Raw genomic sequence first — 26185 nt, forward strand, 5'->3', positions numbered from 1 at the left:
GTATAGCAGTTAGAGAGCAAAACTCGCGGCCCACGCGATCAGTACCGAGATCGGTCCCATGATCTGCCGGCTGATCAGTACGGCCGGCACGCCGATCCGGATCGTCTCCGGTTTGGCTTCACCGAGCGCCATCCCGACCGGCACGAAGTCGCAACCGACCTGCGTGTCATACGCGAAGAGCGCGGGCAGCGCCATCTGCGGGGGAATCGTCCCGTTGCCGATCGCCGGCCCGATGATGGCCGCGCCGATCACCTGCGCGATGACCGCGCCCGGGCCCAGCACCGGCGACAGAAACGGCAGCCCACAGATCGCCGACAGCACGATCAGGCCGATGATGTTGCCGGCCAGCGGTGAAAGCAGATGCGCAAGACCTGTGCCGATGCCCGTCGAATTGATAATACCGATCAGCATCGTCACGAACGCCATGAACGGCAGGACGTTACGGATCACGGTGTCGATCGCCTTGCGGCCGCTGTTGAACAGCACATTGACGACGCCGCCCATGCCGCGCCCGATCGACGTGATCAGACCGACCACACCGCGCGAATGCTCCGCCGCCTGCTCCACGGCCACGGCCGCGCTGGCCGGCGCCGCGAACGGCGACGCCGCACGCGCAAGACCGCTCGATGCAGCAGCTGCGTCGCCGTCATCGACGCCCGTCAGTTGCTCGGGCGTCACGCCTGACACGTACGTGTCTTCGGTGATGAACTGGGCGAGCGGACCGGATTGCCCGACCGAAGTCAGATTGATCGTCGGAATCTTCTTGCGCGGATAGACGCCGCAGCGCGCGGTGCCGCCGCAATCGATCACGACCGCGGCCATTTCCGATTCGGGCGGCGGCGTGCGAAAGCCGTCGACGAGCACGCCGCCCGTCATCTCGGCCAGCACCTTCGCCAGCTCAGGGATATTGCCGCCGGTGACGGCGACGATCTTGTTGCGCTCCGGCGTCGGCCGGATCAGGAGCGGACCGCCCCAGCCGTTCGGCCCGCGTTCGACCCGGACGGTTCTATATACGCGTGTGTCCATTTCAGTTGCTCCTCTGTCTCGATGTTGCGATGGGGGTTTGCCAGCAAGGGCAATGCATCACAGCTTGACGTTTTCCCGATGCGCCAGCATGCGGGTCAGCGCCTCGGTGAGAATCCCCTTTAGCAGATTCACGAAGAGACCGACGATCAGATAGAACAACGCGAGCTTGGGAATCGAAAACGGCGCGGCACCGCTTTCCGCGAGTTTCGTGATGCCGGCCGCCACGCCGAGCCAGACAAAGAGTTCACCCGGATTGCAGTGCGGAAAGAGCCCGGTGATTGGATGACACAGCGAAACAGCCGAGTCGTAGAACGCGGGCTTGTGCTTCTCTTCCAGAAACACGCCAAACGTGTAGGCCATCGGATTGGTCAGGAAGAACATCGCGAGGAGCGGCAACAGCGTGTAGCGCGTGATGACGTTCTTCGAGAAGAAGCGCGCGAGACCCTGAACCCGATGTTCACCGACGAGCGCGATGATCGTGTACACGGCGGTCAGCAGCACGATCAGCGTAGGCAGGATGCCCGTGACGAAACCCACAAACGTTTTGCCGCCGGCATTGAAGATGCCGATAAATCCTTCAGCGAGATGCGTAAGCCAATCAAGCATGAACATGGCGAATCTCCCAGATAAACCGAAACGATCGCGAAAAGCCCCACACGGCGGTCGCCACGCGGAACCGGACAGAACGCTAAAGCGATAGAGCGGAACGACAGGAAACCGGAGGGTCTGGCAGCTGCCGGTCAGGCCGGCGCGGCGGCCTGCGTCTCATGCCCGGGAGGTGCCTCGGCGGCGCGGTGTGCGCGCTCGAGCGCATCGATGGCGGCCTTCACGATGCTGCCGCGCAGCTTCGCGCGATACAGCCGCTCGACGAACTCATCCATCGAAAGATCTTCGAAGCCGGGATGAGGTTGAAAGCGCGTGAAGACCGTGAAGCCGGACATGCTGAGGAACTGGCAGACCCGCATGTCGGCCGAAAGCACGACGATGGCAACCGCGCCACGTCCGAGCCTGACCTTGCAGGAGCCTACGCCAAGAAAGCCGCTATGCCAGCGACGCGCCGAATCCTGCACGGCCTCGCGGTAACGGCGCATCTGATACAACGAACCCACGAGTTGCAACGCCCAGAATACGGCCAGGGCGAGCAGGGCACCGCGCACATAGTCCATCGTCGTCTCCTGATTTTTGACTGGAGCCCTCGCTCGCCCGACTGCTGCGGCGCCGTTTTACGGCGGGCTCTTTGTGAACATATTGTATTTTCGATACTACAATTGTTCATTTCAGTTTGCATTGGGAAAAACGCGGTCATGCGCCTCTCCCTTTGCCATTCATCTATCCCGAAGCCCGACGCGCGAGGCATGGGTTGCGGGCACAACGAATTAACGCAGCGTCATCCTACCGCGCCACGGCGCATGACGCTCTCCCCCATTGCACTCGCGACGTTTTCAGCGACGATTCTCGCAACGTCGTCCTGTGCCTCGACCTGCGGCAGATGGCCGGCGCCGGCAAAGCGATGCACGGCGATGCGGCCTGTCAGGCCCTCGGCATGTCGCGCTGGCAGGACGCGGTCCTGCAATCCCCACACGACGCGCACCGGCACGTCTGCACTCACCCGCTCCAGCGCGGCGCGCATGTCGAGACCTTGCGTGCCATCGGGGAAAAATACGTCGGCGAGGTGCGCGAGACGCTCGCGCACTTCCGCGCTTTCGAGCTGCTGCTGCGCGGTGGCGACGAATGCTTCGTCCATCAGCGAAGGGTCCGCGAAAAGCTGTTTGAGCCACGCGGCGAGACTTGCGCGCTGCGTCGACTGCGTCACACCGCGAATGAACGCGCCATTGCACTCCGGCCCGAGTCCGGCGGGCGCGATGAGTGTCAGCGATTTTGCGCGCACGCGCGCCTGCGATGCAGCGACGGCCAGCGCGATCGCGCCGCCAAACGAATGGCCGACGAGATGACAATCGCCCACGCCCTCAGCAAGCAGCGTCTCTTCGACGGCCGACACGATAGCGGCGAGCGAGCCTGTCGCTTCGCAGGAGGATTTGCCGTGCGCGGGAAGATCGATCGCCAGCATCCCAATACCTGGATCGACAATGCCGCCGAGGCTGCGGCTGAACGGACGCCAGCTGTTCAACTCCGCCGCGAAACCGTGAAGCAGCACGAGCGGCGTGCGAGATGTGTCCTTGCGCAGCCATAGTGTGTGAAGCGCATGCGCGGCTTGCGTTGTGGCGTCGCTGCGGGTGGCTGTCCTGTCCGCTGGCGCGCGCAGCACATCCTGTGCGCCGATTCTTCCGTGGGGACCCGAGCCCGCGATGGCGACCAGCTGCAGGCCACGTTCGCGTGCAACCCGTCGCGCCGCCGGCGTGGCGCGCAACGGACCACCGGGACTGGCGGCTGTGGCCGATGCAATCGCGGGCACGTGTTCCGACAAAACTTCCGCTTCACTTTGCGTGGACGATGAATCTTCCGTCCCGCCATGCGCCTGAAGTGCTTCCCCGTTCGCGTAGATCCATGCGACGGCCGTACCGACCGGCACCGTCTTGCCGACCGGCGCACTGATCTGGCGGATCACGCCGCTCGCGGGCGCGTCGATTTCCATCGTCGCCTTGCTGGTTTCGATCTCGAAGATCAGCGTGCCTTCGCGCACCGCGTCGCCTTCGCTCACATGCCACGCCGCGATCATTCCTTCGGTCATGTCCATGTCGACGCGCGGCAGGATGACTTCTGTCGGCATCTCATGCCCTCCCGCTGACCGCGCGCCGCGCCGCCGCGACGATGTCACCGACCTGCGGCACCGCCGCCTTTTCCAGCTCGGGGTTGTACGGCAACGGACAATCCGCGCCGCCAAGCCGGATCACCGGTGCATCGAGATAGTCGAACGCCTCGCTCTCGCACGCAATCGAAGCCACCTCGGCACCGACGCCCAGTTGCTGCACGCCCTCGTACACGCAGATGAGCCGCGACGTCTTGCGGATACTCGTGATGATCGCGTCACGGTCGATCGGCCGCACGCTGCGCAGGTCGATCACTTCCGCATCGATGCCTTCCTGTTCGAGCGTCGCGGCCGCTTCCAGCGAGCGAATCGCCATCATCGAAGTCGCGACGATTGTCACATCGCGGCCCGCGCGGCGGATCGCCGCCTTGCCGATCGGCTCGGTGTAGTAACCTTCGGGGACGGGTCCTTTGCTCTTGTAGAGCAGCTTGTGCTCGAAGATCATCACCGGGTCCGGATCTTCCAGCGCGGCGAGCAGCAGTCCTTTGGCGTCGTGCGGCGTGCTCGGCTGGACCACCTTCAAACCCGGCACGTGGGCGAACCACGCTTCGAGACTCTGGCTGTGCTGCGCCGCCGCGCCCGTGCCCGAGCCCGCCGGAAAACGCATCACGAGCGGCACTGAGACTTCGCCACCGAGCATGAAGCGCATCTTCGCGGCCTGATTGACGATCTGCTCCATCGCGAGCGTCGAGAAATCGGAGAACTGGAATTCGTAGATCGGGCGCGAACCTGTCATCGCAGCGCCGACCGCGATGCCCGCGCCGCCCAGCTCCGAGATCGGCGTATCCATCACGCGGTCCGCGCCAAAGCGCTGATAGAGATCGCCTGTGACCTGAAACGCACCGCCATAGACGCCGATGTCCTCGCCCATCAGGAATACGCGCTCGTCGCGCTCCATCGCGATCGCCATGCCTTCCTGGATGGCCTGCGCATAGGTGATCTCACGGATTTCTTCGCGCACTTCAGTGCTCATGGCTGGCTCCTGGCTTCGGCCGTGCGGTTTTGCGGAACTGCTTCGGAGTAGACGTAGCGGGTCAGTTCGGACAGCTTCGGCGAAGGGCTCGCCTGTGCAAAATCAAGGCCTTCCTGGATCTGCGCCTCCACTTCGTCGTAGATGGCGGCGAGCGTCGCTTCGTCCGATATGCCGTGTTGCAGCAGCGTCTGCTGGAACCGCGCAATCGGATCGCGTTCGCTCCACGCGTCGATTTCCGCGCGCGTGCGGTAGCGGTTACGGTCGCTCTTCGAGTGGCCGCGCAGCCGGTACGTTTCGCATTCCAGCAGCGTCGGACCTTCGCCGCGTCGCGCGCGGGCCACCGCCTGCTCGCTCGCTTCGAGGACGTCGACGAAGCTGTTGCCGTCGACCGTGACACCGGGAATGTCGTAGGCGAGTGCGCGTTGCGCGATGTGCGGCACCGCCGTCGAGCGTTCGACCGACATCGACATGCCGTATTTGTTGTTCTCGCAGACGAAGATCACAGGCAGCTTCCAGATCGCCGCGAAGTTCAGCGATTCGTGGAACGCACCTTCGTTGTTCGCACCGTCGCCAAAGAAGCACATCACGACGGAATCCTTGCGCTGCTTTTTCACCGACAGCGCCGCGCCGACCGCGATCGGCATGCCGCCGCCGACGATGCCGTTCGCGCCGAGGTTGCCGCGCGTCACGTCGGCGATGTGCATCGAGCCGCCGCGGCCTCTGCAGTAGCCGGTTTCCTTGCCGAAGAACTCGGCGAACATCCGCTTGGGATCGGCGCCCTTGCCGATGCAGTGCCCGTGACCGCGATGCGTGGACGTGATGTAGTCCGCGTCGGTGAGCGGCAACGTCGCGCCAATCGCGCTGGCTTCCTGGCCGATCGACAGATGCATCGTGCCGTGGATCAGCCCGCGCATATACGCCTGCTCGGCGCTTTCCTCGAAGCGCCGCACGAGGATCATCTTGCGCAAGGCCTCGCGTAGCACTTCGGGCGCGTGACGGCGCAATACGGACGGCATTGCGGCAGATGGACGGGCGGGTGATTCTGCGACCTCATTCATATCTCTTTCTCCTGTCGACCAGAGTTAGCGCTTTAGCGCTTACTCTGGTCCCATGCAGGTTGCTGCGGTCGACCAGAGTTGGCGCTTTAGCGCTTACTCTGGTCCCATGCAGGTTGCTGCGGTCGACCAGAGTTGGCGCTTTAGCGCTTACTCTGGTCCCATGCAGGTTGCTGCGGTCGACCAGAGTTAGCGCTTTAGCGCTTACTCTGGTCCCATGCGCGTTATCTGCGCTCGAAGCTCAAGCCGCGGCGGCGGCTTTGCCGAACACCATCTCATCCTGACGACGACGCAACTCAACAATCGGCGAAGCGGCATCGACCGCACAGTTGCGATACGTGAGCAACTCACCGCGACGGATCGGCTGAGTCACGCGACCGTTCTCGATCAGCCCGCACGGCACGGCATCCTGCGCGCGCGCATCGCCGACCGTCATCGCCCACGCGCGATACGTGTACTCGCCAATCGCATCCAGCCGCTCGCCGGGCTGCAGGTCCTTCTTCGCAACCGCGCAGACCTCGACGACCGGCACCGGCAGCGGCTCCATGTCGGCGCGGCCGTAGAGCACCACACGCGCGCACGTCAGCGGCACTTCGAGGCTTGTCAGGTGATACGGGCGATAGAACGTGTAGTAAGGACCTTCACCGAGCCGCAGGTCTTCCATGCGTTCGCGCAGCCGCGGATGCGCCAGCTCGGCGACGACGAAAACGCCCGGCGCCACGCCCTTGCCGATCGTGTAATCGACCACGCCCTTGCGCGAAAGAATGCCGCCGTCTTCCACCGGACACAGCACCCTGTGCAACTGGTCGAGCGTCGCGGACGGTCCGTGCATGCCCGGCACGTCCGGCGTGAGCCCGGTTGCGTTGCCGATCGCGGCCATCTCGACAGCCGTCTTCGAGCCGTCGACGAACTCCACGAGCATGCGCGGGTTCATGTTGCGGCGACGCGCTTCTTCCATGTAGACGTCCGGCGTCGCTTCGATATTGAGCGGATTGTTCTTGCCCTTGCCCGCCGCGACGATCGGATAGCCGAGCGCGCTCACGAACTGGATCAGCTCGATGGTCGAACTGGGTTCGTCGCCGGCGCCAAGCGAGTACACGACGCCAAGCCGCTCCGCCTCGCGACGCAGATACGCGCCGATCGTCACGTCGGCTTCGACGTTCATCATCACCAGATGCTTGCCGTGCTCCATCGCGACGAGGCCGATCTGCGCGCCGACCGCGGGCTTGCCGGTCGCGTCGATGACGACGTCGATCTGCCCGCTCGTGCATACGGCGTTCACGTCCTGCGTGATCGCGATGTGGCCGGCTTCGATCGCCTCCGACATCGCGCTTTGTGTGTCGACGACGCGGTAGCCCTCGTCGGCGCCGTTCGCCACCTTCACCGCCGCGCACGCCGCCTCAGTGCGCAGCTCGGCGATCGCGCCGATTTCCAGACCGTGCATCTGCCGGACCTGCGTGACGATGTCCGTGCCCATCTCGCCGCTGCCGATCAGACCGATGCGGATCGGGCGGCCGGACGCGGCGCGCTTTTCGAGGTCGGCGGCGAGGCCGCTGGGGGTGATGTTGTGCATGAGCATGTCTCCACAAATGCGGCGCGCGAAACGCGCGGGAAGTGTTCGAGGACTTTCGTCTGTGACGGCCACGAGAGAACTTATGTATTTCAGAATAGCAGTATGTTCACAAAAAGGCCAAGGTGGGACCAGACGGAAATGCAGGTTTTTGGGGTGGGACTTACCCTGGATGGATGCGGAAGGAGTCGCGATGAAATCAGGTCCTATGGCGACCTGAAGGCAGCGCGAGGACCGCGGGTGGTGGCCTGGCTGTAGTTCACCCGAGCGGAATGGCGCATCAGGCGATGGGGTCCGCGGAGGTGCGAAAGGGGAATTGAGACGGAATGCGCCGTGACGCGCGGAACGCGTTTTGATGAATTCTGTGCCGCGGAAAACAGGAGAATGGCGCGACCGGCCGGAGCGGAAAGAAAGCGCGGCGCCGTCCGGTTGCGCCGCCCGCTCACTGCTCACGTTCGCGAAAACGGACTGGCGGGCACGCCCGGTTTCTGCGGCCAGATCCAGGCCGCAGAAAGCGCGAGCTAGTTCATCCCAGGCGGGCCGGCGAGCTTGAGGACATCTTTTGCGGTGTACTCATCGGTGATGAGGACCGTGGGCTTCAGCAGCTTGAGGGCACCGCCCAGCGCCTGCACCTTGCTCGCGCCGCCCGCGGCCAGCACGCGCACCGGCACTTTCCTGATGATGTCGAGCGGGACCGACATCACGCGCTCGTTGATCGGATGGTCGACGAGTTCGCCATTCGCGTCGAAAAAATTGAACAGCATGTCTCCGACAGCACCCGCCTTGATGACCGACGCGCGATCCGCGTTGCTGATGAACTTCGACAGATGCGAAGTCGCATCCGGCCCCGTTCCCGCCGCGCTGAGCACGACGGCATCCAGCGATTTCGCGAGTTCGAAGATATCGCCGAGCCCACATCGCTCGATCAGCGTCTCACGTGTGGCCGCACTGTCGACGACCAGCGGCGCGGTCATGAGATAGCAGTCCGCCTGATACAGCGAAGCAAAGCGCCACGCGAATTCCGCCGGATTGAACTTGCGCGCCTTCATGATGCCGCCGAGCAGCGACACCACCGAGACGTCGTCGACCGTGCGCTCGTTCATGAACGCGAGCGAACTGACGAGCGTGCGTCCCCAGCCCACGCCGATACGCATATTGGGCCGCACGAGCGACGACACATAGGCGCCGGTTGCCGCGCTCACCGGTCCGGTGGCATCCGCGCCGCGCGAAGACAACGGCACGACGATGGCCTCCTCGACGCCGAAGCGCTTTTCAAGCAGCCGCTCCGCCTCGACGCATTCGGCGAGACGGTCGCCGATCGAAATCTTCACCTCGTTGCGCTCGCGCGCAGCCGCGAGCAGACGCACGACCGTCACCCGCCCGATACCGAGTTTCAGGGCGATTTCGTTCTGCGTCATTTCCTCGACGAAGTACATCCACGCCGCACGCAGACGCAGCCGGCGCGCCGGATTCTGCTCGTCGTTTTCGATCGGCTCAGGGGCAACACTCGCTTTCGCCAAGCTCGGCTCCTATGATGAATAAAGTCAGTCTTGCGGCTGAACACTTGTGCTATCTTAACTTCAAATGTTGCAACCCAGAGACGCCCATGGAGTCGAAATCGCCCTTGCCGCAGCACCTCGGCCGCGACATCAGCCAACTGGGGCTCGCACTGAGAGACTGTGCGCGTCAGCTTCGTTATGCGGCACGCAATGTGCCCGGCCCGATCAAGAGCGACCGGCCCGTCACGACACGCTCACCTGCCACGCAAACTTCCAGGGCGCCTTCGCATCTGTCGCTGGAATCCGTCGCGCAACTCGCGGATGGCCTGATCGAAACCGCCGAGTCGTTTGCCGGCCACGCCGTGCCACCGCTCCAGGATCACTGGAAATCGCCGGTTCCCCTCGATGCGTTGACGAGCTATCTCAGCCAGTCGGGCAATCAGGCGAAAACGTTGCGCAGGTTTTCGACCACGTATTACGCCGCAGCCAAACGCATGATCATGCAGAGCGGCGCCAATGACGTGCTGATCTTCGAGCATCGCATCAGCAGTGCGTTCGAGTTGATGAACGAGTCCCGTCATGCGCCGGGTACGCAACTGACCCAGGTTTCCGCCGATACCGCGACGTCGTGTAGCGCGCTGTGCCGCACGGGCGCGCACCTCGTGCTTTCGCTGATCGACCAGCAGCCGATCCGCAGCACGCGCTTCGATGTTCTTCCCGATGCGAGCGCGCCGTGGTGGCTCGTGACCGAACCGAACGCCTATGTGTTCCTGATGCTCACCATCGCCTCGCTCGCGAAAGACATCTGCCCCTCCGGGCTCGTAACTGAACCGGACGCCGTGATGCGATTTTTCGCCGATGTGACCGGTGCCCGCGAAGCCGCGTTCCGACGCGCGCTGAAAGAGCGCGAGCCGCTGCGGGCATTGAGCGACGAAATCGAACATGTCGTCACGCACCTTTGCTGAAACCCGCGCGCGCAAACCCTGCGCGCGTGCACGGGAGCATTGATGGGCCAGCCGCTCAGCAGCATCCACACGCGGGAATCCGGCACGTGGGACCACGTGCAGAAACTCACGCTCTGCCGCCAGTTGTTGCAGCGATGCTGCGACGAATACCGCGAGCGGCACGGTGTGCGCATCGAAATCGACGACCGCCAGTTCACCCGCGCGTTTTTCGCGTGGCTCGATGTGGTCTCGCGCAACGCGGGCTACAGGAAGCGCAACGCGCCCGACTACTTCCAGTTTGCGTTTGGCGTGCTGCTGCGCGACCTGCTACGCGACAAGGCCGTTCACGTGACTACGGAGCCTTCGCCACACCTGCAGCCCGCGACGGACGATATCGCCGGCTGGTGGCCGGTGGGTTATCTGCTCACCTGGTTTGGCATCGGCACGCTCAAACATGTCATGCGTGAAGAGTGTGCGCTGGTGGTCCAGCCGGCCGAGGCTCTCTCGCACCGCGACGTCTGGCAGTCGTTTCGCGAAAACGTCGTCGAGGAGCCGAGCCTCGCCATTGCCTACTTCGACCGCTTCATGGGCGTCGAGCCCAACTGGCGCGAACCCGGCCAGGTGCTCAACCGGCCAGGCGCTGTCAATTCCGGCGCGCATGGGTCGTCCCCTTCCTGATTTCCGGGTTCGAGCATAAGGCCGCCCGCACGCCGGCGGCAGTCAGCCGGATGGCCAGGTGACACGCAGGTTGCCCGTGTAAACCCGGCCATCTGGCCTCGCCCGTCCGGACGAAGCGACGCGGGGGCTCGCGTGGCGTAAAATACGCGCTTTCCCGACAATCTCGCCAACATGACGCTCGCCTCCACCCTTGAGATCATCGCCGAGCTGAAGGCCGGCCGGATGGTGATTCTCGTCGACGAAGAAGACCGCGAAAACGAAGGCGATCTCGTGATCGCCGCCGAATTCATCACGCCGGAAGCGATCAATTTCATGGCCCGCTACGGCCGTGGCCTGATCTGCCTGACACTCACGCAGGAGCGCTGCAAGCAGCTCAACCTGCCGCTTATGACGTATCGCAACGGCACGCAGTACGGCACGGCGTTCACGGTCAGTATCGAAGCCGCCGAAGGCGTGACAACCGGTATTTCCGCCGCCGACCGCGCGCGCACCATCGCGACAGCCGTCGCGCACGACGCCCGCGCCGAGCACATCGTGCAGCCGGGGCACGTGTTTCCGATCATGGCGCAGCCTGGCGGTGTGCTGGTGCGCGCCGGTCACACTGAAGCCGGTTGCGATTTCACGGCGCTCGCGGGGCTCACGCCGGCTGCGGTGATCTGCGAGATCATCAAGGACGACGGCACGATGGCGCGCCTGCCCGATCTGATCGAGTTCGCGCAGGAGCACAATCTGAAGATCGGCACGATTGCCGATCTGATCCATTACCGCAGCCGCACCGAGTCGATCGTCGAGCGCATCTGCGAGCGCACGATGCAAACCGCGCACGGTCCGTTCCGCGCGGTGATGTATCTCGACCAGCCGAGCGGTTCGCCGCATATCGCGCTGGTGCGCGGCACGCCCACGCCGGATCGCGAAACGCCCGTGCGCGTTCACGAGCCGCTGTCGGTGCTGGATCTGCTGGAAGTGGGTGCCTCCACGCACTCATGGACGCTCGATGCAGCCATGAAGGAAATCGCCGAACGCGATCTGGGCGTGGTGGTGCTGCTCAACTGCGGCGACTCGAAGGATCACCTGATCGACGTCTTCAAGGCGTTCGATGAAAAGGAACGTGCTGAGGCACTCAAGCGCCGTCCGGTCGACTTCAAGACCTACGGCATCGGCGCGCAGATCCTGCGCGAACTGGGTGTCGGCAGGATGCAGGTGCTATCGAACCCGCGCAAGCTGGGCACGATGTCGGGTTATGGCCTCGAAGTCACGGGTTTCGTACCGATGCCTGGTGCTCTCGCGGCCTGCCCGCCGGGCGCGGCCACGCAGGCCTGACACCGGAAACTCACCGCTCACACGCGTTCATCCCAAACACTACGGACCTCAAATGGAAATCGGACAATATCAACCGAATCTCGACGGTGACGGCCTGCGCGTCGGCATCGTGCAATCGCGCTTTAACGAACCTGTCTGCAACGGCCTCGCTGACGCCTGCATCGAAGAACTCGAACGCCTCGGCGTCACGGGTGAAGACGTGCTGCTCGTTACCGTGCCGGGCGCACTGGAAATCCCGCTCGCGCTGCAAAAGCTGGCTGAAAGCGGCCAGTTCGATGCACTGATCGCGCTCGGCGCCGTCGTGCGTGGCGAGACGTATCACTTCGAACTCGTGTCGAACGAAAGCGGTGCCGGCATCACGCGCATCGGCCTCGACTTCGGCATTCCCGTCGCCAACGCGGTCCTCACGACCGAAACGGACGAACAGGCCGTCGTACGCATGACCGAAAAGGGTCGCGACGCGGCGCGCGTCGCCGTCGAAATGGCGAACCTCTCGGTTGCACTCGAGCAGCTCGGCGGCGATGACGACGAAGATGAAGACGAGGAAGACGAAGAGGAACGGGCATGAAGAGCGCTCGCCGACGTTCCCGCGAACTGGCCACGCAAGGTCTCTACCAGTGGCTGCTGTCGGGCTCGCCTACCGGTGAAATCGACGCGCAACTGCGCGGCGCGCAAGGTTACGACAAGGCCGACCACGAGCATCTGGACGCGCTGCTGCACGGTGTCATCCGCGAGTCGGAAGCCCTGTCGATCGACCTGATGCCGTGCCTCGACCGTCCGATCGACCAGCTCTCGCCGGTCGAACGCGCGGTCCTGCTGGTCGCTGCGTTCGAACTGAAGAATCACGTCGATATTCCGTATCGCGTCGTGATCAACGAAGCCGTCGAACTCGCCAAAACGTTCGGTGGCGCGGACGGCTACAAGTACGTCAATGGCGTGCTGGACAAGCTGTCGGTACAACTGCGCGCCGCCGAAACACAGGCCGCCCGCAAGCACTGATCCAGCGGGGCCGGAAAGCGTGCAGCCCGGTTCAACCGGGCCGCGCCGGCCGGTCGCGCCACTGGGAAACTGGAAGTATCCGCATGAGCACTGTGTCTGAACCGCTGGTGCGGCTTGCCGCCCGCGTCGACGCCATCCAGCCGTTTTACGTGATGGAGCTGGCCAAAGAGGCCGCATTGCTGGAGCGCCAGGGGCGCGACATCATTCACATGGGAATCGGCGAGCCCGATTTCACGGCCCCAGAACCCGTCATCGAGGCCGCCACCCGCGCGCTGCGCCGGGGTGTCACGCAATACACGAACGCGCTTGGCCTGCCTGCATTGCGCGAAGCGATCGCGGCGCACTACCAGCGCATGTACGGCATCACCGTCGATCCTGCCCGCATCGTCGTCACTGCAGGTGCTTCGGCGGCGTTGCTGCTGGCGTGCGCCGCGCTCGTCGATCGCGATGACGAAGTGCTGATGCCCGATCCGTCCTACCCGTGCAACCGGCACTTTGTCGCCGCGGCGGAAGGCAAGGCGGTGCTCGTGCCGAGCGGTCCCGCAGAGCGCTTCCAGCTGACTGCGGCGGACGTCGAGCGCCTGTGGAACGACCGTACGCGCGGCGTGCTGCTCGCGTCGCCGTCGAACCCGACCGGCACGTCGATCGAACCTGCCGAACTCGAACGCATCGTGAAGACGGTCCGCGCGCGCGGCGGCTTTACGATCGTCGATGAGATCTATCAGGGCTTGAGCTACGACGCGCCGCCCGTGTCCGCGCTTTCGTTCGGTGACGATGTCATCACGGTCAACAGCTTCTCGAAGTATTTCAACATGACCGGCTGGCGCCTGGGCTGGCTCGTCGTGCCACCCGCGATGGTCGGCGCGTTCGAGAAACTCGCACAGAATCTGTTCATCTGCGCCTCGGCGCTGGCGCAGCATGCGGCGCTCGCCTGTTTCGAGCCGGACACGATCAGCATCTACGAAGGTCGTCGCCTCGAATTCAAGCGCCGCCGCGATTTCATCGCGCCTGCGCTCGAATCGCTCGGCTTTTCGGTGCCGGTGATGCCGGATGGCGCGTTCTATGTGTACGCCGACTGCACGCACGTCGCGCACCCTGCCGCTGGCGATAGCGCCGCACTCACCCGCGCGATGCTGCACGACGCGGGCGTCGTGCTGGTCCCGGGGATGGACTTCGGATCGCACGCGCCGCACACCTATATCCGGCTTTCCTACGCGACGGCGTACGCGAAGCTCGAAGAAGCCGTGGAGCGACTCGGCGGGCTGTTCGGCCGCTGACTTGGAGACAGGCTGACCTCACGCGCTTTTTCCGGAAGCGCACAGCAACGAAAAAGGGCACCGAAGTGCCCTTTTCTTTACCCGTTCCAGCCTGCGTCGGTGACGCTAATGCATATCAATGCGACGTATCAGGCACCCAGTTCCGACGAAGCAACATGCTTCGTCGCGCTGGAGCTTGCGTCATCCTGCACCGACGACTTGTCGTGCGACGCTGACGTCGCAGCCTTCGCCGTCGTCATCGGATGCGCGCTGTCGAGCGTCACCTGCACACGCTTCGTGGAAGCGTTCGTGGTGGCCGCAGCCGCCGCAGTCGACGCGGTGGTCGTGGTCGGAGCCTGCGGTGCGTTGACCGGCACCTTGCGGCCACGCGCCACGTCGCGCAGGCGTCCACGCTCGGCCATCACCTTCGCGCCGTAACCGCCGTCGTCCTGCGACGTCGAGCCCACATACAGACGCAGACCGCCCGGAAGCGACCCGCCACGCGCCACGCAATCCTTCAGCACGAGTGCGCCGACCTTGATGTTGGTCAGCGGCTCAAGCGCAGCGCTCTGGCCACCGAAGTACTCGAACTTGTCCGAGTGCACCTTCGACATGACCTGCATCAAACCTTGAGCACCAACGCCGCTTTCTGCATACGGATTGAAACCGGATTCGATTGCCATCACGGCGAGCAGCAACAACGGATCGAGACCGACTTCGCGGCCGGTGTCGAACGCGGCCTTCACGAGCTCGCTGACGGGCTCCTGAGCGACGCGATAACGGCGCGACAGATACGAAGCGACAAGATCCTGCTCGCGGGTCGAGATCAGTACGCGGTCGTCGCGTGCATCGGCGGAAACGCGCTGCGCCGGAATCATGCGGGCGAGCGAGCCGACCGTCGGCAGCGTGCGCGGATCGAGGCCGTTCAGCGCCACGGCGCCGAGGCCAGCCGTGCCGCTGCCATCGAAGGCGCCGTCATAGCTGGTATTGGCGGTCGTACCGTTGCTGCCGGTATCGACGCTGACTGCCTGATTCGACGACAACGTGTCGTCAGGCTGGGCCGTTGCAGGCCCGAACGACGGCAGCGGGTTGCCTTGCAGCAGACGGGCCGGACCCGCCTTCACTGCGGCCGAGATAACCGGCATCAGCTTTGCGGCGAGGGTGCCGCGCCAGGTGGGCATCAGCCACAGGGCAAGGGCCAGCACGACGGCAAAACCGCCGACGATGCTGAACAGGTGATGACTCATACGGGTCCCACGTCGCAATGCACCGCGCATAACCTGCGCGAGACGCTCGTCGGGACGCCACGATAACCAGGCGTTCATTCAGATCTCCCAATTTGCATGAAGCGGCGAACGCGTCGGCAAGCCGACGTACAGCCATTCGCAGAATCAAGACGTCGCGCGCTCTGGTCGGGGCGACAGCGGCGTCGGGAAAACGGCATACACCGTTCGGGGAGCCCATCTAAAGTTCCGGCGGCATGCTGTTTGCAGCACGCGGGCGGAGGCTCCCACACGAAAAAACCAGCGCGAAAAAGGCGCCGGCGAGGAAAACAGGCAAGACCGTGAAGTACCGAGCAGGGATCGGCAAACGGCGACGCGTTGCGTCAGAAGACCGGGGGTAGTGGTTAAAACGTGCAAACCCTGCAACCAATGTGGACGGATTCTAGCAGGGTTTTATAGATCGTCAACACTATGAATAAGCAAATCTATAACTAATTGTAATAATGAACAGTGTTCAGCGACCTCTAAACCGCGCACTGCGCGCGTTTCCGGGCAGTCACACTTTTGCCCTTTAACGTGCGCTAGCCAACGCAGGTAAAATCGACAATCGATCTGGCGCGGCGATTGTCTACCGCGCCCTCACTTTGCGGCGTGCTGCCGCCCCGATCAGGACCCGATGAAATACAAAGACCTGCGCGACTTCGTCGGTCGCCTCGAGACGCTGGGCGAGCTTCGCCGCGTTCCGCAACACGTCTCACCTGTCCTCGAAATGACGGAAATCTGCGATCGCGTGCTGCGCGCCGGCGGGCCTGCGTTGCTGTTTGAAAGCACACAGCAGCACGCGTTCCCGGTTCTCGGCAACCTGTTCGGCACGCCGCGACGCGTGGCGCTCGGCATGGGTATCGATGCAGGCGCGGAAAACGGCGATAGCGCCGCCCTGGAGTCATTGCGCGACGTCGGACGCCTTCTGTCCGCCCTCAAGGAGCCGGAGCCGCCCAAGGGCCTGAAAGACGCCGGCAAGCTGTTTTCGCTCGCGAAGGCCGTCTGGGACATGTCGCCGAAGACCGTGAGTTCGCCGCCCTGCCAGGAAATCGTCTGGGAAGGCGACGACGTCGATCTGGCGAAGCTGCCGATCCAGACCTGCTGGCCCGGCGACGCCGGTCCGCTCATCACGTGGGGACTGACCGTCACGCGGGGCCCGAACAAGACCCGGCAGAACCTTGGCATTTACCGGCAGCAGTTGATCGGCCGCAACAGGCTCATCATGCGCTGGCTTGCGCACCGGGGCGGCGCGCTCGATTTCCGCGAGTTCGCGCTGCAGAACCCGGGCAAGCCGTATCCGGTCGCGGTCGTGCTCGGCGCCGACCCGGCGACGGTGCTCGGCGCGGTGACGCCGGTACCGGACACGCTCTCCGAATACCAGTTTGCCGGCCTGTTGCGCGGCGGTCGCACGGAACTCGCGAAGTGCATCACGCCGGGCGTCGATACGCTGCAGGTGCCGGCACGCGCCGAGATCGTGCTCGAAGGGTTTATCTACCCGCAGTCCGGCACGCCCGAAGCGGCGCCGGCCGGCGCGCCGCCGCGTCCGTCGAAGGGTGCTTCGGCGGCATACGAACATGCGCTTGAAGGTCCGTACGGCGATCACACGGGCTACTACAACGAACAGGAGTGGTTCCCCGTATTCACTGTCGAGCGCATCACGATGCGGCGCGACGCCATCTACCATTCGACCTATACCGGCAAGCCGCCCGACGAGCCCGCTGTGCTCGGCGTCGCGCTCAACGAAGTGTTCGTGCCGCTGCTGCAGAAGCAGTTCACCGAGATCACCGACTTCTATCTGCCGCCCGAAGGATGCAGCTACCGGATGGCCATCGTCCAGATGAAGAAGAGCTATCCGGGACATGCCAAACGGGTGATGTTCGGTGTGTGGAGCTTCCTGCGACAGTTCATGTATACGAAGTTCATCGTGGTGGTGGATGAAGACGTGAACATTCGCGACTGGAAAGAAGTGATCTGGGCGATCACCACGCGCATCGACCCTTCACGCGATACGGTGCTCGTCGACCGCACGCCGATCGACTATCTGGATTTTGCCTCGCCGGTTGCAGGGCTCGGCTCCAAGATGGGACTCGACGCGACCAACAAATGGCCCGGCGAAACCGGTCGCGAATGGGGCCGCCCCATCGTGATGGATGAAGCAGTCAAAAAGCGCATCGACGCGATGTGGCAGGAACTCGGCCTTTAAAGCCGTCGCGTGGCGAGCAACAGGACATGATTTTTCCTGCGGCGGACGCGATGTATGGCAAGCGCCGCTGGAGCATGAAGAACAAAACGGGGAATGGGCTGGGATGCACGGTTTATCAATGTTGTCGGATGGTTTCTTTCTGTCGCTTTCGCTGTGCCTCGATATCGGTCTCGTCAACGTCGCGATCATTTCGCTGACGTTGTCGCACGGATTCAAACCCGGCTTCTGGCTCGGTCTCGGCTCGTGTTTCGGTGATCTGATCTATGCAGCGCTTGCGCTTGCCGGCATGGCCGCGCTGCTTCAATTCGAACCGGTACGATGGATCGTGTGGATCGGCGGCGCGGCCATCCTGCTGCTCCTCACGTGGAAGATGGCGCGCGAGGCACTCTTCCCTGCTTCGGCGCCTCCCGTTGAAGGCGAGGCGGATGCGAACGCACCGCATCTCAGCGCGTGGCGCGGATTCATGCGCGGCACGTTGCTCGCAATCTCGTCGCCATCGGCGATCCTGTGGTTTGCGGCTGTCGGTGGCGCGCTCATTGCCAAAGCCGGTGCAACGACGGTGACGACGGCGCCGGTTTTTCTTGGCGGGTTCTTTCTCGGCGGACTGTGCTGGAACGTGTTCATCTGCGGACTGGCAAGTCACGGACGCAAACGCGCAGGCACAGGTCTGCTGCGCGCGTGTCATGTGCTGTCGGCGCTGCTGTTCGCGTACTTCTCGTACAGCGTGATCGTTGACGGCTATCGCGACCTGATCGTACACACGAGCAGCGTGGTAGCTGGCTAATAGAAAAACGGCGCAACGCGGCGTTCAAGCCGGCGTTGCGCCGTTTACAAATTCTCAAGGCCGAGCCGCGCTCACATCATTCGCGAACACGCGGCTTGCTACAGGATCAGTAACGCGGACCGTAGTAACCGCGACCGTAATAGCCGTGATGGTAGTACGGCCGACCATATCCGTAGTAGCCGCCGACGACCACCGGCGGCGGCGCGTAGACCACAGGCGGCGCTGCGTACACGACCGGCGGCGGCGCATAGTACGCAGGCGGCGGCGCAGCGTAGACCGGATACGCCGGGGCAACTGGAATGCCGATACCGACACCGATCGACACGTGCGCCTGAGCGGCAGTGGTAAGCCCCGCGCCAAGCGCGGCAGCAGCGATAAACGGGACGATCTTTTTCACTTCTATTTCTCCTGGCGGCCCGCCCCGATGGCGAGGTCGCATGACGGGCCAAGCCCTTACGATCCAATGTATCGAAAAAGACTTCGCAGCGTCGATGGCATTTGTTGCAAATTGCAATGACTGCTTCAAACGCGGAAAACGCGTACGCGCCTCACGTCTCTCAAGTGGCCGCTTCCCTTTCGAAAATCAAGGGTTTGCGGCAGGTCATTCGCGATCGATGACATTTTTACCGGTTGCACCGCATGATTACCGGTCACATCGGTAATGTTTCATTACAAATTCGCTGCAGGGTCCACGCGATTTCGTTGTCTCCACACGTCGATTTATCCGCTTACGGCAGCCGTAAACGCAAAGTGCCCGGCGAAACCGCCGGGCACTTCTGGAGGTCAGCTTACGTCACCCGACCTTCACATACGTAAATTCCCGAGAGACGCTGGGTGGCACATAGGCACCGCTAATCTGTACGCGTGGAGACAGCCGCTTCTTTTGATCCCACCAGCGGCGCCGCTGTGAGTGTGTCAGAAACCGCAAGTGCTTTCGGTAAGAAAAAATGCTCATCGTGTACCTCCCGAAAATCTGGCTGCGCTACAGAAGAAACAACAACTGGGACTGCCGGAAATCTGAAGTGGGGATTCATTGTGAGCAGTTTTCGGACCCGGGGGCAATCCCCTGTCAGATACATACGACGGCCCGTCATATCCGTCACGTAACCTTCTGAAGAATGCCCCGATGCCTCTGAAACCGGTTCACCTCCTTTGCTGGCAAGGCGCCGACACCAACCGGCGTTAATTTGAATGCGCGATACTCGCCGTTCCGTCATTGTTCTGCCCGGAGCTGAAAACCATGTCCCTGTCCCCAATGCCGCGTCTGGGTTTCGTCGGCGCGGGCCGGCTCGCCCACTGTCTCGCGCACGGCTTCTCGCGCGCCGGCTATCCGGTCACAGCGATTGCGAGCCGCTCGCGGGAATCCGCGCAGGCGCTCGCAGGTCAGATCGGGCATTGCACCGCGTACGACCTCCCGCAACAGGTTGTCGACGCAGCCGATATCGTCTTTTTAGCCGTCCCCGATGACAGTATCGGTACGACAGCCCACACAGTGCGCTTCGATTCCGGCGCGCGGGGCTCCGGTGCATGGGCGCTCGTGCATTGCAGTGGCGCGTCGCCGGTGGATCTGCTCGCGCCGGCGCGTGACCAGGGCGCCTCGATCGGTGGCTTTCATCCACTCTACCTGTTCGGCGGGAATCTCGCAGATATCGAACGCATCGCGGGTTGCTCCGTCTCGATCGAGGCCGACGGCGCGCTGAAGGATGCGCTCGTCGCGCTGGCGGGCGCACTGCGCTGCCATCCACTGTCGATTCCGCCGGGCGGCCGCATGCTCTATCACGCGGCCGCGCACTACGCGGCGAGTTTCGCGCTGTGTGGCCTCGCGGAGTGCGTCGGACTCTGGCGCACGCTCGGTTTCGACGAAGACGACGCGTTGCGTGCAGTGCTGCCGATGCTCGCCGGCACGATCCAGACTGCCGGCGACAAAGGCTTGCCGGGTGCGCTGGCCGGACCGGTTTCGCGAGGCGATGCCGGGGTCGTCGAAAAGCAGCTTGCGCTCCTCGAAGGGATGGGCGGCGACCACGCCGCGCTCTACGCGCTGATGACGCGCCGCGCGGTCGCGCTGGCGCGGCGTCGGCCGGTGCCGCCAGCCGCGATCGACGCGATCGATACAGTCGTCGAAGACGCGCTCGCCCGCTCGCTCGACCGGCTGACAGGCGAGGGATCGCAGGCGGCCCGTAAGCCGTGATAATGTGACGACCGGCGCGAACGCAGCGGGACGAGGTGCGCGTCAAGGCGCACCCTCTGCACGCACCGGTTGTACCGCTTGCCTGACGAAGCCGGCTCGCCACGCGCGGCCGCTACGAATAACTAAAGAAGGAAAGGACACGAGATGGTCGGCGATATCGCCCGTTTTCTGCTCAATACGGTTTTCACCCTGTTCGGCGCGGCGCTGCTGTTGCGCGCCTGGCTGCAGGTCGTCCGCATGCCGCCGTACAACCCGGTGTCGAACGCCGTGCTGCAGGCCACGAACTGGATCGTGCTGCCGTTGCGGCGGATTCTTCCCAGCACACGCAACATCGACTGGGCCAGCATCGTCGCGGCCATCATCGCGGCGGTCATCTACGTTGTCGCGATGGTGTGGCTCGCTGGCGTCGATCCGCTCAGCCTGATGCCGACGCTACTGATCGTCGCGTTACTCACGGTGATCAAGTGGGCGCTCAACCTGATTATCTGGCTGACGATCCTGATGGCGCTGCTGTCGTGGCTCAATCCACGTTCGCCGGCCATGCCGATCCTGTATCAGCTGACCGCGCCGTTTCTGAATCCGCTGCGCCGCTTCGTGCCGCAACTCGGCGGCATCGATCTCTCGCCGATCCTGCTGTTCGTGATCGTGCAGGTGTTGTTGATGGTGGTCACGCGCGCGGCCGTTTCGTTGACGCTGTTCGGGATCTGATTGCAATAGCGGCGCGCACTTGCGGCGCGCCGTTTGCGCAAATCGCGCGAAACCGCGTAAAATGGCGCGCTCTGCGGGCGTCGTATAATGGCCATTACCTCAGCTTCCCAAGCTGAAGACGTGGGTTCGATTCCCATCGCCCGCTCCACATTCAGCTGATCTCCAGCGGAAATCCAGCACGAGGCCGCCTCATCGAAGGCGGCTTTTTCGTCAGGGCGACGGCAATCGCGCCGCCGTCACTATTCCCGCTGACGTATCAGGGCGCGGCGTTTGCTGACATTGCGCCCGGCGCCCTCACCCTTGCAGTCATCGACGATGATCCACGACCCAAACGAATCCCGTCCGCCCGCCTCCGAAGCCGCCGACGACCTCTCCAGCGAAACCGGCGAAGCCAGCGCAACTGGCGGCCAACAGGCGCCCGAAGCGCTGCATCTGCGCCGCATCCGCAGCTTCGTCACCCGTGCGGGGCGCGTGTCGACGGGACAGCGTCGCGCGATGGACGAACTCGGTCCGCGCTTCGTCGTGCCGTTTTCCGGCGAAGCGCTCGACTGGAGTGCCGTGTTCGGTCGCGAGGCGCCGCGCGTGCTGGAGATCGGATTCGGCATGGGCGCGACGACCGCGGAAATTGCCGCGCATCGCGCCGGCGACGACTTCCTCGGCGTCGAAGTGCATGAGCCTGGCGTCGGTGCGCTGCTAAAGCTGATGGGCGAACAGTCGCTCACGAATATCCGCATCATCCAGCACGATGCGGTCGAAGTGCTCGAACAGATGATCGCGCCGGAAAGCCTCGACGGCGTGCACATCTTCTTCCCCGATCCATGGCACAAGGCGCGCCATCACAAGCGCCGCCTGATCCAGCCGAAGTTCGTCGCGCTGCTCGTGTCGCGACTCAAGCCGGGCGCCTATCTGCACTGCGCGACCGACTGGCAGAACTACGCCGAACAGATGCTCGAAGTGCTCGGTGCCGAACCCGCGCTCGAGAACACCGCAGACGGATACGCGCCGCGTCCGGAATATCGTCCTGTGACCAAATTCGAACGTCGCGGGTTGCGACTCGGACACGGCGTGTGGGATCTCGTTTTTCGCCGCCGCGCGGTTAGCTGAACGCAGCCACATTTCCGTGAACAAGAAAAAAGGACCGCACGGTCCTTTTTTCATTCGACGTCGACTGCGCGCTTTCAATCGGCCCAGCTCAACCCGCCGCTATAACCGATCAGCAGGATCAGCAGGCCAAATCCGATCCGGTACCAGGCGAACGCCGTGAAATCGTGCGCGGCGATGTACCGCAACAACCAGCGTACGCACGCAAACGCGCTCACGAACGCGGCGATCAGGCCGATCGCAAAGAGGCCCAGTGCGTCGGTGGTCAGCGTGTGCCAGCTTTTGACCATCTCATAGAGCGTTGCGCCGAAGATGATCGGAATCGCGAGGAAAAACGAGAACTCGGTGGCAACGCGCCGGTCAAGACCAAACAGCATCCCGCCGATGATCGTCGAGCCCGAGCGCGACATGCCGGGCACCAGCGCGAAGCACTGCGCGACACCGACCTTGAGCGCGTCGAGCGGCGTGAGATCGTCGACTGAATGCACGCGCGGTGCCGCGCCCCGGTCACGCTGACGCGCTTCGACCCACAGGATCACGAGGCCGCCGATCACGAGCGCCAGCGCAACCGGCACCGGCGAGAACAGCACGGCCTTGATCGCTTTTTCGAACAGCAGACCGAGCACGATCGCGGGAATCGTCGCGATGATCACGTTCAGCGTGAAACGGCGCGCCGCAGGTTGCGTCGGCAAGCCGGTCACCACGCTGCCGATCTTGCGACGGTACTCCCAGCACACGGCGAAAATCGCGCCGAGCTGGATCACGACGTCGAACGTCTTCGCGTGGGGGGGATTGAAGTTGAGCAGACTGCCCGCAACGATCAGATGTCCGGTGCTCGACACCGGCAAAAACTCCGTCAAGCCTTCGACGACGCCGAGAATCAGCGCCTTGCAGATCAATATCCAGTCCATCCGGGGCCTTTTTTCTGAAAGTGTTCTGATTGGGCCAGCCGGAATCGCGCGGCCCAGCCGGCCGCGCATCCGTCATTTCTCGACGATCTGCACACGTATGCCGTTTGTAAGAATGGTGATTGTACCGGGTTCGTAGTTAACTCCGGCAAATTGAAGCTGCTCGGGCTTGAAGGTGTAGATCGGATAGTTGGTCAGCAACTGCGTCGCGAGCACTGCCGCGGCCGCATTGATCTGCTGTGTGTAGGCCTGCACATCGCCGCTGACCGCCACGTTATCGACGGTAGGCTGCTTCAGCACGACAGCCCGCGTGGTCGCGTCATACGCAAGCTGGCTCGAGAGCGTGAAGACGCCGTTCACCGGTTGCGGCATGAACGGACTCGCCAGCCGGGCATCGAGCTTCACGGACACGCGGTTTGTATCCGGCAGGAAGCCGACGACGGGATTCGTCAACGCGACGTCGAACACCTGCGAGACCGTCCGCTGATACGGAAACTTGCGCTGCACCGCCTCCTGCACCTGCTGTGGAGAGAACGTGTAGTGGTCCGGAATGAACGGAAACGTCGAAGCGGCACACGCCGCCAGCGAAACGCTGACGCCAGCCGCAGCGCACGCGGCAAGCAGGAACCGGCGCCTCGCTGGCGCAGCGGCTTGAGTCATGCGAAACCTCCTGTTGAAACCACGTCGAACGTGCAATACGCCGGGATGAACGACATCGCGACCATCATGCCTCGCACACGCTCACGATAACGATAACGAATGGACTGGCCGCGAAGGCTCGGTATCGGCTTCGAGCTGCGTGAGCCACGCAAGGGCTTCAGTGCGCGTCGTACCGCACATGTCCGTTTGCGGTTGCAGCCCGGAACAGCACGCGGGACGCTCCGGCGCACCGAAAATCGCGCAGCGCAGATCGGCGCCGAGCTGCACGCATCGCACGCCTGCGGGCTTGCCGTCCGGCATGCCGGGAATCGGGCTCGAAATCGAAGGCGCGATGCAGCACGCGCCGCAATCGGGGCGGCACGCGTGATCCGGCACAGCAAACGGAGAAACCTGCAGGGAAGCAACCATCAAAGCGAAAATTCCTGAAACGCAACCATCTGACAAGGGCGAGCATCCGCCCGTCCCGCATTGTGCCATTGCCGCGCGTGCGACCTTTTTACACAATGTTCGCCCAAAGCGCTCACGTACACTCGTCGGGTTCGAAACCCCTCGCCCACAAGGCGCCCGCACGGCCCGACGCGCCTCGATCACCGGATGCCGATGGCTCGTGGTTCGTTCAGCGCCGCGCCGGCACACAACGCCATGAACACTACCGACACCGACACGCTCTTTCGCCCCGACCTCCTCGCGAAATACAACGCAAACGGCCCTCGGTATACGTCCTATCCAACCGCACTTCAGTTCCGCGACGATTTCGATCTGGCCGATTACACGCGTGCCGCCGCCGATCCTCGCGCGGCACGCACCGACCTCTCGCTGTATTTCCACATTCCCTTTTGCGACACCGTCTGCTTCTATTGCGGCTGCAACAAGGTCGTGACGAAGAACCGTGCGCATGCGCGTCCCTATCTCGACCGGTTGAAAGGCGAGATCGCGTTGCAGGCAGCATTGTTCGATACGACGCGCGTGGTGTCGCAACTACATTGGGGCGGCGGCACACCGACGTTCCTCTCGCACGATGAGATAGGCGAACTGATGGCAGCCACGCGCGAACACTTCCGGCTCGCGCCCGACTCATACGGTGAATATTCGATCGAGGTCGACCCGCGTGAAGCTTCACCGGAAACCATCGCACATCTGCGGGCGCTGGGCTTTAACCGTCTGAGTCTCGGTGTGCAGGATTTCGACCCGCGCGTGCAGCAGGCAATCAACCGCATCCAGCCGCTGGAAATGACTCGCAGCGTCATGCGCGCGGCGCGCGCGCATGGTTTTCATTCGATCGGCGTCGATCTCATCTACGGTCTGCCACATCAAACCGTCGAGAGCTTCAGCCGCACGCTCGACACGATGCTCGCGCTCGCGCCCGACCGTCTGTCGGTATTCGGCTATGCGCACATGCCGCGCCTCTTCAAGATGCAGCGCCAGATGGATCCGGCAACGCTGCCCTCGCCGGAAGTGCGCCTCGCAATCCTGCGTCGTGTGATCGAGCGTCTGACCGACGCGGGTTACGTGTACATCGGCATGGATCACTTCGCGCTGCCCACCGACGAACTCGCACGCGCCCAGGCGCAGCGCACGCTGCATCGCAATTTCCAGGGCTACAGCACACGGGCGGAATGCGATCTGATCGGCTTCGGCGCGTCGTCGATCGGCAAGGTCGGCGATGTCTACGCGCAGAACGAAAAAGACCTTCCCGCATGGAGCGACGCAATCGATGCGGGTCGCCTCGCGATCACGCGCGGCGTGCGCCTGACACATGACGACCGGTTGCGTCGCGACGTCATCACGCAGTTGATGTGCAATCTCGAACTGCGTTTCGACGAATTCGACGCGACGTACGGCATCGCCTTCACCGAAGTATTCGCGCCGGAACTCGCGCGACTGCAATCGTTCGCCGACGACGGGCTGGTGTCGATCGGCGCGCGACGTCTGGGCGTGCTGGCCGCCGGCCGGATGCTGGTGCGCAATATCGCCATGGTGTTCGACCGCTACCTCGGCCAGCAGACGCTGGAGCGGTTTTCGCGCACGCTTTGAGCGCCGTCGCGCCGACAGCAGAGCCGCCCGCAACTTGCCCGGAGACGCGTTTTCAGCCATAATCCGCGTTTCCCGCAGCGCTGGTTCGCCTGCTCGCGAGGGAAGTTCAAGGCAGCACTAAGGCAATACCCACAAGCCCAGGTGGTGAAACAGGTAGACGCAGGGGACTCAAAATCCCCCGCCGCAAGGCGTGCCGGTTCGAGTCCGGCCCTGGGCACCAGAACATTGCAACAAAAGCAGCAACGAA

General features: G+C 63.5%; 25 protein-coding genes and 2 tRNA genes. 14 read left to right on the forward strand and 13 right to left on the reverse strand.

What is annotated here, in order from left to right:
* Positions 1-9: 9 nt before the first annotated feature.
* From srlE to LPA36_RS04960, 8 genes are all read right to left on the reverse strand, one after another.
* Positions 10-1026 carry a PTS glucitol/sorbitol transporter subunit IIB gene (gene srlE / locus LPA36_RS04925; RefSeq protein ID WP_228875028.1) on the reverse strand — a complete coding sequence of 339 codons (1017 nt, stop codon included), beginning with the start codon at positions 1024-1026 and terminating at the stop codon, positions 10-12.
* 57 nt (positions 1027-1083) lie between these two features.
* On the reverse strand, positions 1084-1638 hold the full coding sequence (gene srlA / locus LPA36_RS04930; RefSeq protein ID WP_228875029.1) for a PTS glucitol/sorbitol transporter subunit IIC: 555 nt from the start codon (positions 1636-1638) through the stop codon (positions 1084-1086).
* A gap of 128 nt (positions 1639-1766) precedes the next feature.
* Complete coding sequence (locus tag LPA36_RS04935) at positions 1767-2192, reverse strand: transcriptional regulator GutM (RefSeq protein WP_228875030.1); 426 nt, start codon at positions 2190-2192, stop codon at positions 1767-1769.
* A gap of 221 nt (positions 2193-2413) precedes the next feature.
* A complete protein-coding gene (locus LPA36_RS04940; RefSeq protein WP_228875031.1) occupies positions 2414-3754 on the reverse strand; it encodes an acetoin dehydrogenase dihydrolipoyllysine-residue acetyltransferase subunit in 1341 nt (446 codons plus the stop codon).
* Between the two features lies 1 nt (position 3755).
* A complete protein-coding gene (locus LPA36_RS04945; RefSeq protein WP_324250882.1) occupies positions 3756-4766 on the reverse strand; it encodes an alpha-ketoacid dehydrogenase subunit beta in 1011 nt (336 codons plus the stop codon).
* Positions 4763-5824, reverse strand: coding sequence for a thiamine pyrophosphate-dependent dehydrogenase E1 component subunit alpha (locus LPA36_RS04950; protein ID WP_228875032.1), 1062 nt, complete (start codon positions 5822-5824; stop codon positions 4763-4765). Before LPA36_RS04950 ends, LPA36_RS04945 begins: the two co-directional genes overlap by 4 nt.
* Before the next feature lie 238 nt (positions 5825-6062).
* On the reverse strand, positions 6063-7394 hold the full coding sequence (locus LPA36_RS04955; RefSeq protein WP_228875033.1) for an NAD(P)H-dependent oxidoreductase: 1332 nt from the start codon (positions 7392-7394) through the stop codon (positions 6063-6065).
* A gap of 518 nt (positions 7395-7912) precedes the next feature.
* Complete coding sequence (locus LPA36_RS04960; protein ID WP_228875034.1) at positions 7913-8911, reverse strand: sugar-binding transcriptional regulator; 999 nt, start codon at positions 8909-8911, stop codon at positions 7913-7915.
* Positions 8912-8997: 86 nt separating this feature from the next.
* On the opposite strand from LPA36_RS04960, the gene LPA36_RS04965 reads away from it, so the two are divergent.
* The 6 genes from LPA36_RS04965 (at position 8998) to LPA36_RS04990 (ending at position 14108) form a co-directional block, all read left to right on the forward strand.
* The gene (locus LPA36_RS04965; protein WP_228875035.1) at positions 8998-9855 is read left to right on the forward strand and encodes a hypothetical protein; all 858 of its coding nucleotides are present in this window, start codon (positions 8998-9000) and stop codon (positions 9853-9855) included.
* A gap of 42 nt (positions 9856-9897) precedes the next feature.
* The gene (locus LPA36_RS04970; RefSeq protein ID WP_228875036.1) at positions 9898-10512 is read left to right on the forward strand and encodes a hypothetical protein; all 615 of its coding nucleotides are present in this window, start codon (positions 9898-9900) and stop codon (positions 10510-10512) included.
* 171 nt (positions 10513-10683) lie between these two features.
* A complete protein-coding gene (ribBA, locus tag LPA36_RS04975; RefSeq protein ID WP_228875037.1) occupies positions 10684-11832 on the forward strand; it encodes a bifunctional 3,4-dihydroxy-2-butanone-4-phosphate synthase/GTP cyclohydrolase II in 1149 nt (382 codons plus the stop codon).
* A 52-nt stretch (positions 11833-11884) separates the two neighbouring features.
* The gene (gene ribH, locus LPA36_RS04980; RefSeq protein WP_228875038.1) at positions 11885-12400 is read left to right on the forward strand and encodes a 6,7-dimethyl-8-ribityllumazine synthase; all 516 of its coding nucleotides are present in this window, start codon (positions 11885-11887) and stop codon (positions 12398-12400) included.
* Entirely contained in the window at positions 12397-12831 is a 435-nt protein-coding gene (nusB, locus tag LPA36_RS04985) for a transcription antitermination factor NusB (RefSeq protein WP_228875039.1), read from the forward strand. Before ribH ends, nusB begins: the two co-directional genes overlap by 4 nt.
* 83 nt (positions 12832-12914) lie before the next feature.
* Positions 12915-14108: a pyridoxal phosphate-dependent aminotransferase gene (locus LPA36_RS04990; RefSeq protein ID WP_228875040.1), complete on the forward strand. Its 1194-nt coding sequence runs from the start codon at positions 12915-12917 to the stop codon at positions 14106-14108.
* 128 nt (positions 14109-14236) lie between these two features.
* On the opposite strand, the gene LPA36_RS04995 is transcribed toward LPA36_RS04990, so the two are convergent.
* Positions 14237-15412 (reverse strand): transglycosylase SLT domain-containing protein, encoded by a 1176-nt coding sequence (locus tag LPA36_RS04995; protein ID WP_228875041.1) that lies wholly within the window; start codon positions 15410-15412, stop codon positions 14237-14239.
* Between the two features lie 574 nt (positions 15413-15986).
* On the opposite strand from LPA36_RS04995, the gene LPA36_RS05000 reads away from it, so the two are divergent.
* Together LPA36_RS05000 and LPA36_RS05005 are read left to right on the forward strand one after the other, a co-directional pair.
* A complete protein-coding gene (locus tag LPA36_RS05000) occupies positions 15987-17555 on the forward strand; it encodes a UbiD family decarboxylase (protein ID WP_228875042.1) in 1569 nt (522 codons plus the stop codon).
* Positions 17556-17658: 103 nt separating this feature from the next.
* Complete coding sequence (locus LPA36_RS05005; protein WP_228875043.1) at positions 17659-18339, forward strand: LysE family translocator; 681 nt, start codon at positions 17659-17661, stop codon at positions 18337-18339.
* A gap of 106 nt (positions 18340-18445) precedes the next feature.
* Here the strand turns inward: LPA36_RS05005 and LPA36_RS05010 are convergent, their stop codons facing one another.
* Positions 18446-18736: a hypothetical protein gene (locus LPA36_RS05010; protein ID WP_228875044.1), complete on the reverse strand. Its 291-nt coding sequence runs from the start codon at positions 18734-18736 to the stop codon at positions 18446-18448.
* An 843-nt stretch (positions 18737-19579) separates the two neighbouring features.
* On the opposite strand from LPA36_RS05010, the gene LPA36_RS05015 reads away from it, so the two are divergent.
* The 4 genes from LPA36_RS05015 to trmB all read left to right on the forward strand — a co-directional run bounded on the left by LPA36_RS05015 (position 19580) and on the right by trmB (position 22339).
* The gene (locus LPA36_RS05015) at positions 19580-20527 is read left to right on the forward strand and encodes a Rossmann-like and DUF2520 domain-containing protein (RefSeq protein ID WP_228875045.1); all 948 of its coding nucleotides are present in this window, start codon (positions 19580-19582) and stop codon (positions 20525-20527) included.
* A 144-nt stretch (positions 20528-20671) separates the two neighbouring features.
* Complete coding sequence (locus LPA36_RS05020) at positions 20672-21235, forward strand: YggT family protein (protein ID WP_228875046.1); 564 nt, start codon at positions 20672-20674, stop codon at positions 21233-21235.
* 73 nt (positions 21236-21308) lie between these two features.
* Positions 21309-21383 (forward strand) — tRNA-Gly (locus LPA36_RS05025).
* 167 nt (positions 21384-21550) lie between these two features.
* Entirely contained in the window at positions 21551-22339 is a 789-nt protein-coding gene (trmB, locus tag LPA36_RS05030) for a tRNA (guanosine(46)-N7)-methyltransferase TrmB (RefSeq protein WP_228875047.1), read from the forward strand.
* 74 nt (positions 22340-22413) lie between these two features.
* Here the strand turns inward: trmB and LPA36_RS05035 are convergent, their stop codons facing one another.
* From LPA36_RS05035 to LPA36_RS05045, 3 genes are all read right to left on the reverse strand, one after another.
* A complete protein-coding gene (locus tag LPA36_RS05035; RefSeq protein ID WP_228875048.1) occupies positions 22414-23247 on the reverse strand; it encodes an undecaprenyl-diphosphate phosphatase in 834 nt (277 codons plus the stop codon).
* A 72-nt stretch (positions 23248-23319) separates the two neighbouring features.
* Complete coding sequence (locus tag LPA36_RS05040) at positions 23320-23904, reverse strand: DUF1439 domain-containing protein (RefSeq protein ID WP_228875049.1); 585 nt, start codon at positions 23902-23904, stop codon at positions 23320-23322.
* Between the two features lie 81 nt (positions 23905-23985).
* Positions 23986-24312 carry a YkgJ family cysteine cluster protein gene (locus LPA36_RS05045; RefSeq protein ID WP_228875616.1) on the reverse strand — a complete coding sequence of 109 codons (327 nt, stop codon included), beginning with the start codon at positions 24310-24312 and terminating at the stop codon, positions 23986-23988.
* A gap of 234 nt (positions 24313-24546) precedes the next feature.
* Between LPA36_RS05045 and hemN the strand changes: the two genes are divergently transcribed.
* The gene (hemN, locus tag LPA36_RS05050) at positions 24547-25938 is read left to right on the forward strand and encodes an oxygen-independent coproporphyrinogen III oxidase (protein ID WP_228875050.1); all 1392 of its coding nucleotides are present in this window, start codon (positions 24547-24549) and stop codon (positions 25936-25938) included.
* Positions 25939-26073: 135 nt separating this feature from the next.
* Positions 26074-26158 (forward strand) — tRNA-Leu (locus tag LPA36_RS05055).
* Positions 26159-26185: the final 27 nt, after the last annotated feature.

Origin of the sequence: Paraburkholderia saeva (assembly GCF_907164555.1) — a bacterium.
Lineage (GTDB): Bacteria > Pseudomonadota > Gammaproteobacteria > Burkholderiales > Burkholderiaceae > Paraburkholderia > Paraburkholderia saeva.

What these genes read in the sequence shown, in the direction of transcription:
- LPA36_RS05020 (WP_228875046.1), top strand. Translation starts at nt 20,672, where the DNA reads ATGGTCGGCGATATCGCCCGTTTTCTGCTCAATACGGTTTTCACCCTG.
- srlA (WP_228875029.1), bottom strand. Translation starts at nt 1,638, where the DNA reads ATGTTCATGCTTGATTGGCTTACGCATCTCGCTGAAGGATTTATCGGC.
- LPA36_RS04965 (WP_228875035.1), top strand. Translation starts at nt 8,998, where the DNA reads ATGGAGTCGAAATCGCCCTTGCCGCAGCACCTCGGCCGCGACATCAGC.
- LPA36_RS04945 (WP_324250882.1), bottom strand. Translation starts at nt 4,766, where the DNA reads ATGAGCACTGAAGTGCGCGAAGAAATCCGTGAGATCACCTATGCGCAG.
- hemN (WP_228875050.1), top strand. Translation starts at nt 24,547, where the DNA reads ATGAACACTACCGACACCGACACGCTCTTTCGCCCCGACCTCCTCGCG.
- LPA36_RS05005 (WP_228875043.1), top strand. Translation starts at nt 17,659, where the DNA reads ATGCACGGTTTATCAATGTTGTCGGATGGTTTCTTTCTGTCGCTTTCG.
- LPA36_RS05040 (WP_228875049.1), bottom strand. Translation starts at nt 23,904, where the DNA reads ATGACTCAAGCCGCTGCGCCAGCGAGGCGCCGGTTCCTGCTTGCCGCG.
- LPA36_RS04950 (WP_228875032.1), bottom strand. Translation starts at nt 5,824, where the DNA reads ATGAATGAGGTCGCAGAATCACCCGCCCGTCCATCTGCCGCAATGCCG.
- LPA36_RS04935 (WP_228875030.1), bottom strand. Translation starts at nt 2,192, where the DNA reads ATGGACTATGTGCGCGGTGCCCTGCTCGCCCTGGCCGTATTCTGGGCG.
- LPA36_RS05000 (WP_228875042.1), top strand. Translation starts at nt 15,987, where the DNA reads ATGAAATACAAAGACCTGCGCGACTTCGTCGGTCGCCTCGAGACGCTG.
- LPA36_RS05015 (WP_228875045.1), top strand. Translation starts at nt 19,580, where the DNA reads ATGTCCCTGTCCCCAATGCCGCGTCTGGGTTTCGTCGGCGCGGGCCGG.
- LPA36_RS04940 (WP_228875031.1), bottom strand. Translation starts at nt 3,754, where the DNA reads ATGCCGACAGAAGTCATCCTGCCGCGCGTCGACATGGACATGACCGAA.
- trmB (WP_228875047.1), top strand. Translation starts at nt 21,551, where the DNA reads ATGATCCACGACCCAAACGAATCCCGTCCGCCCGCCTCCGAAGCCGCC.
- nusB (WP_228875039.1), top strand. Translation starts at nt 12,397, where the DNA reads ATGAAGAGCGCTCGCCGACGTTCCCGCGAACTGGCCACGCAAGGTCTC.
- ribH (WP_228875038.1), top strand. Translation starts at nt 11,885, where the DNA reads ATGGAAATCGGACAATATCAACCGAATCTCGACGGTGACGGCCTGCGC.
- LPA36_RS04990 (WP_228875040.1), top strand. Translation starts at nt 12,915, where the DNA reads ATGAGCACTGTGTCTGAACCGCTGGTGCGGCTTGCCGCCCGCGTCGAC.
- ribBA (WP_228875037.1), top strand. Translation starts at nt 10,684, where the DNA reads ATGACGCTCGCCTCCACCCTTGAGATCATCGCCGAGCTGAAGGCCGGC.
- LPA36_RS04955 (WP_228875033.1), bottom strand. Translation starts at nt 7,394, where the DNA reads ATGCACAACATCACCCCCAGCGGCCTCGCCGCCGACCTCGAAAAGCGC.
- LPA36_RS04995 (WP_228875041.1), bottom strand. Translation starts at nt 15,412, where the DNA reads ATGAACGCCTGGTTATCGTGGCGTCCCGACGAGCGTCTCGCGCAGGTT.
- LPA36_RS04970 (WP_228875036.1), top strand. Translation starts at nt 9,898, where the DNA reads ATGGGCCAGCCGCTCAGCAGCATCCACACGCGGGAATCCGGCACGTGG.
- LPA36_RS05035 (WP_228875048.1), bottom strand. Translation starts at nt 23,247, where the DNA reads ATGGACTGGATATTGATCTGCAAGGCGCTGATTCTCGGCGTCGTCGAA.
- srlE (WP_228875028.1), bottom strand. Translation starts at nt 1,026, where the DNA reads ATGGACACACGCGTATATAGAACCGTCCGGGTCGAACGCGGGCCGAAC.
- LPA36_RS05045 (WP_228875616.1), bottom strand. Translation starts at nt 24,312, where the DNA reads ATGGTTGCTTCCCTGCAGGTTTCTCCGTTTGCTGTGCCGGATCACGCG.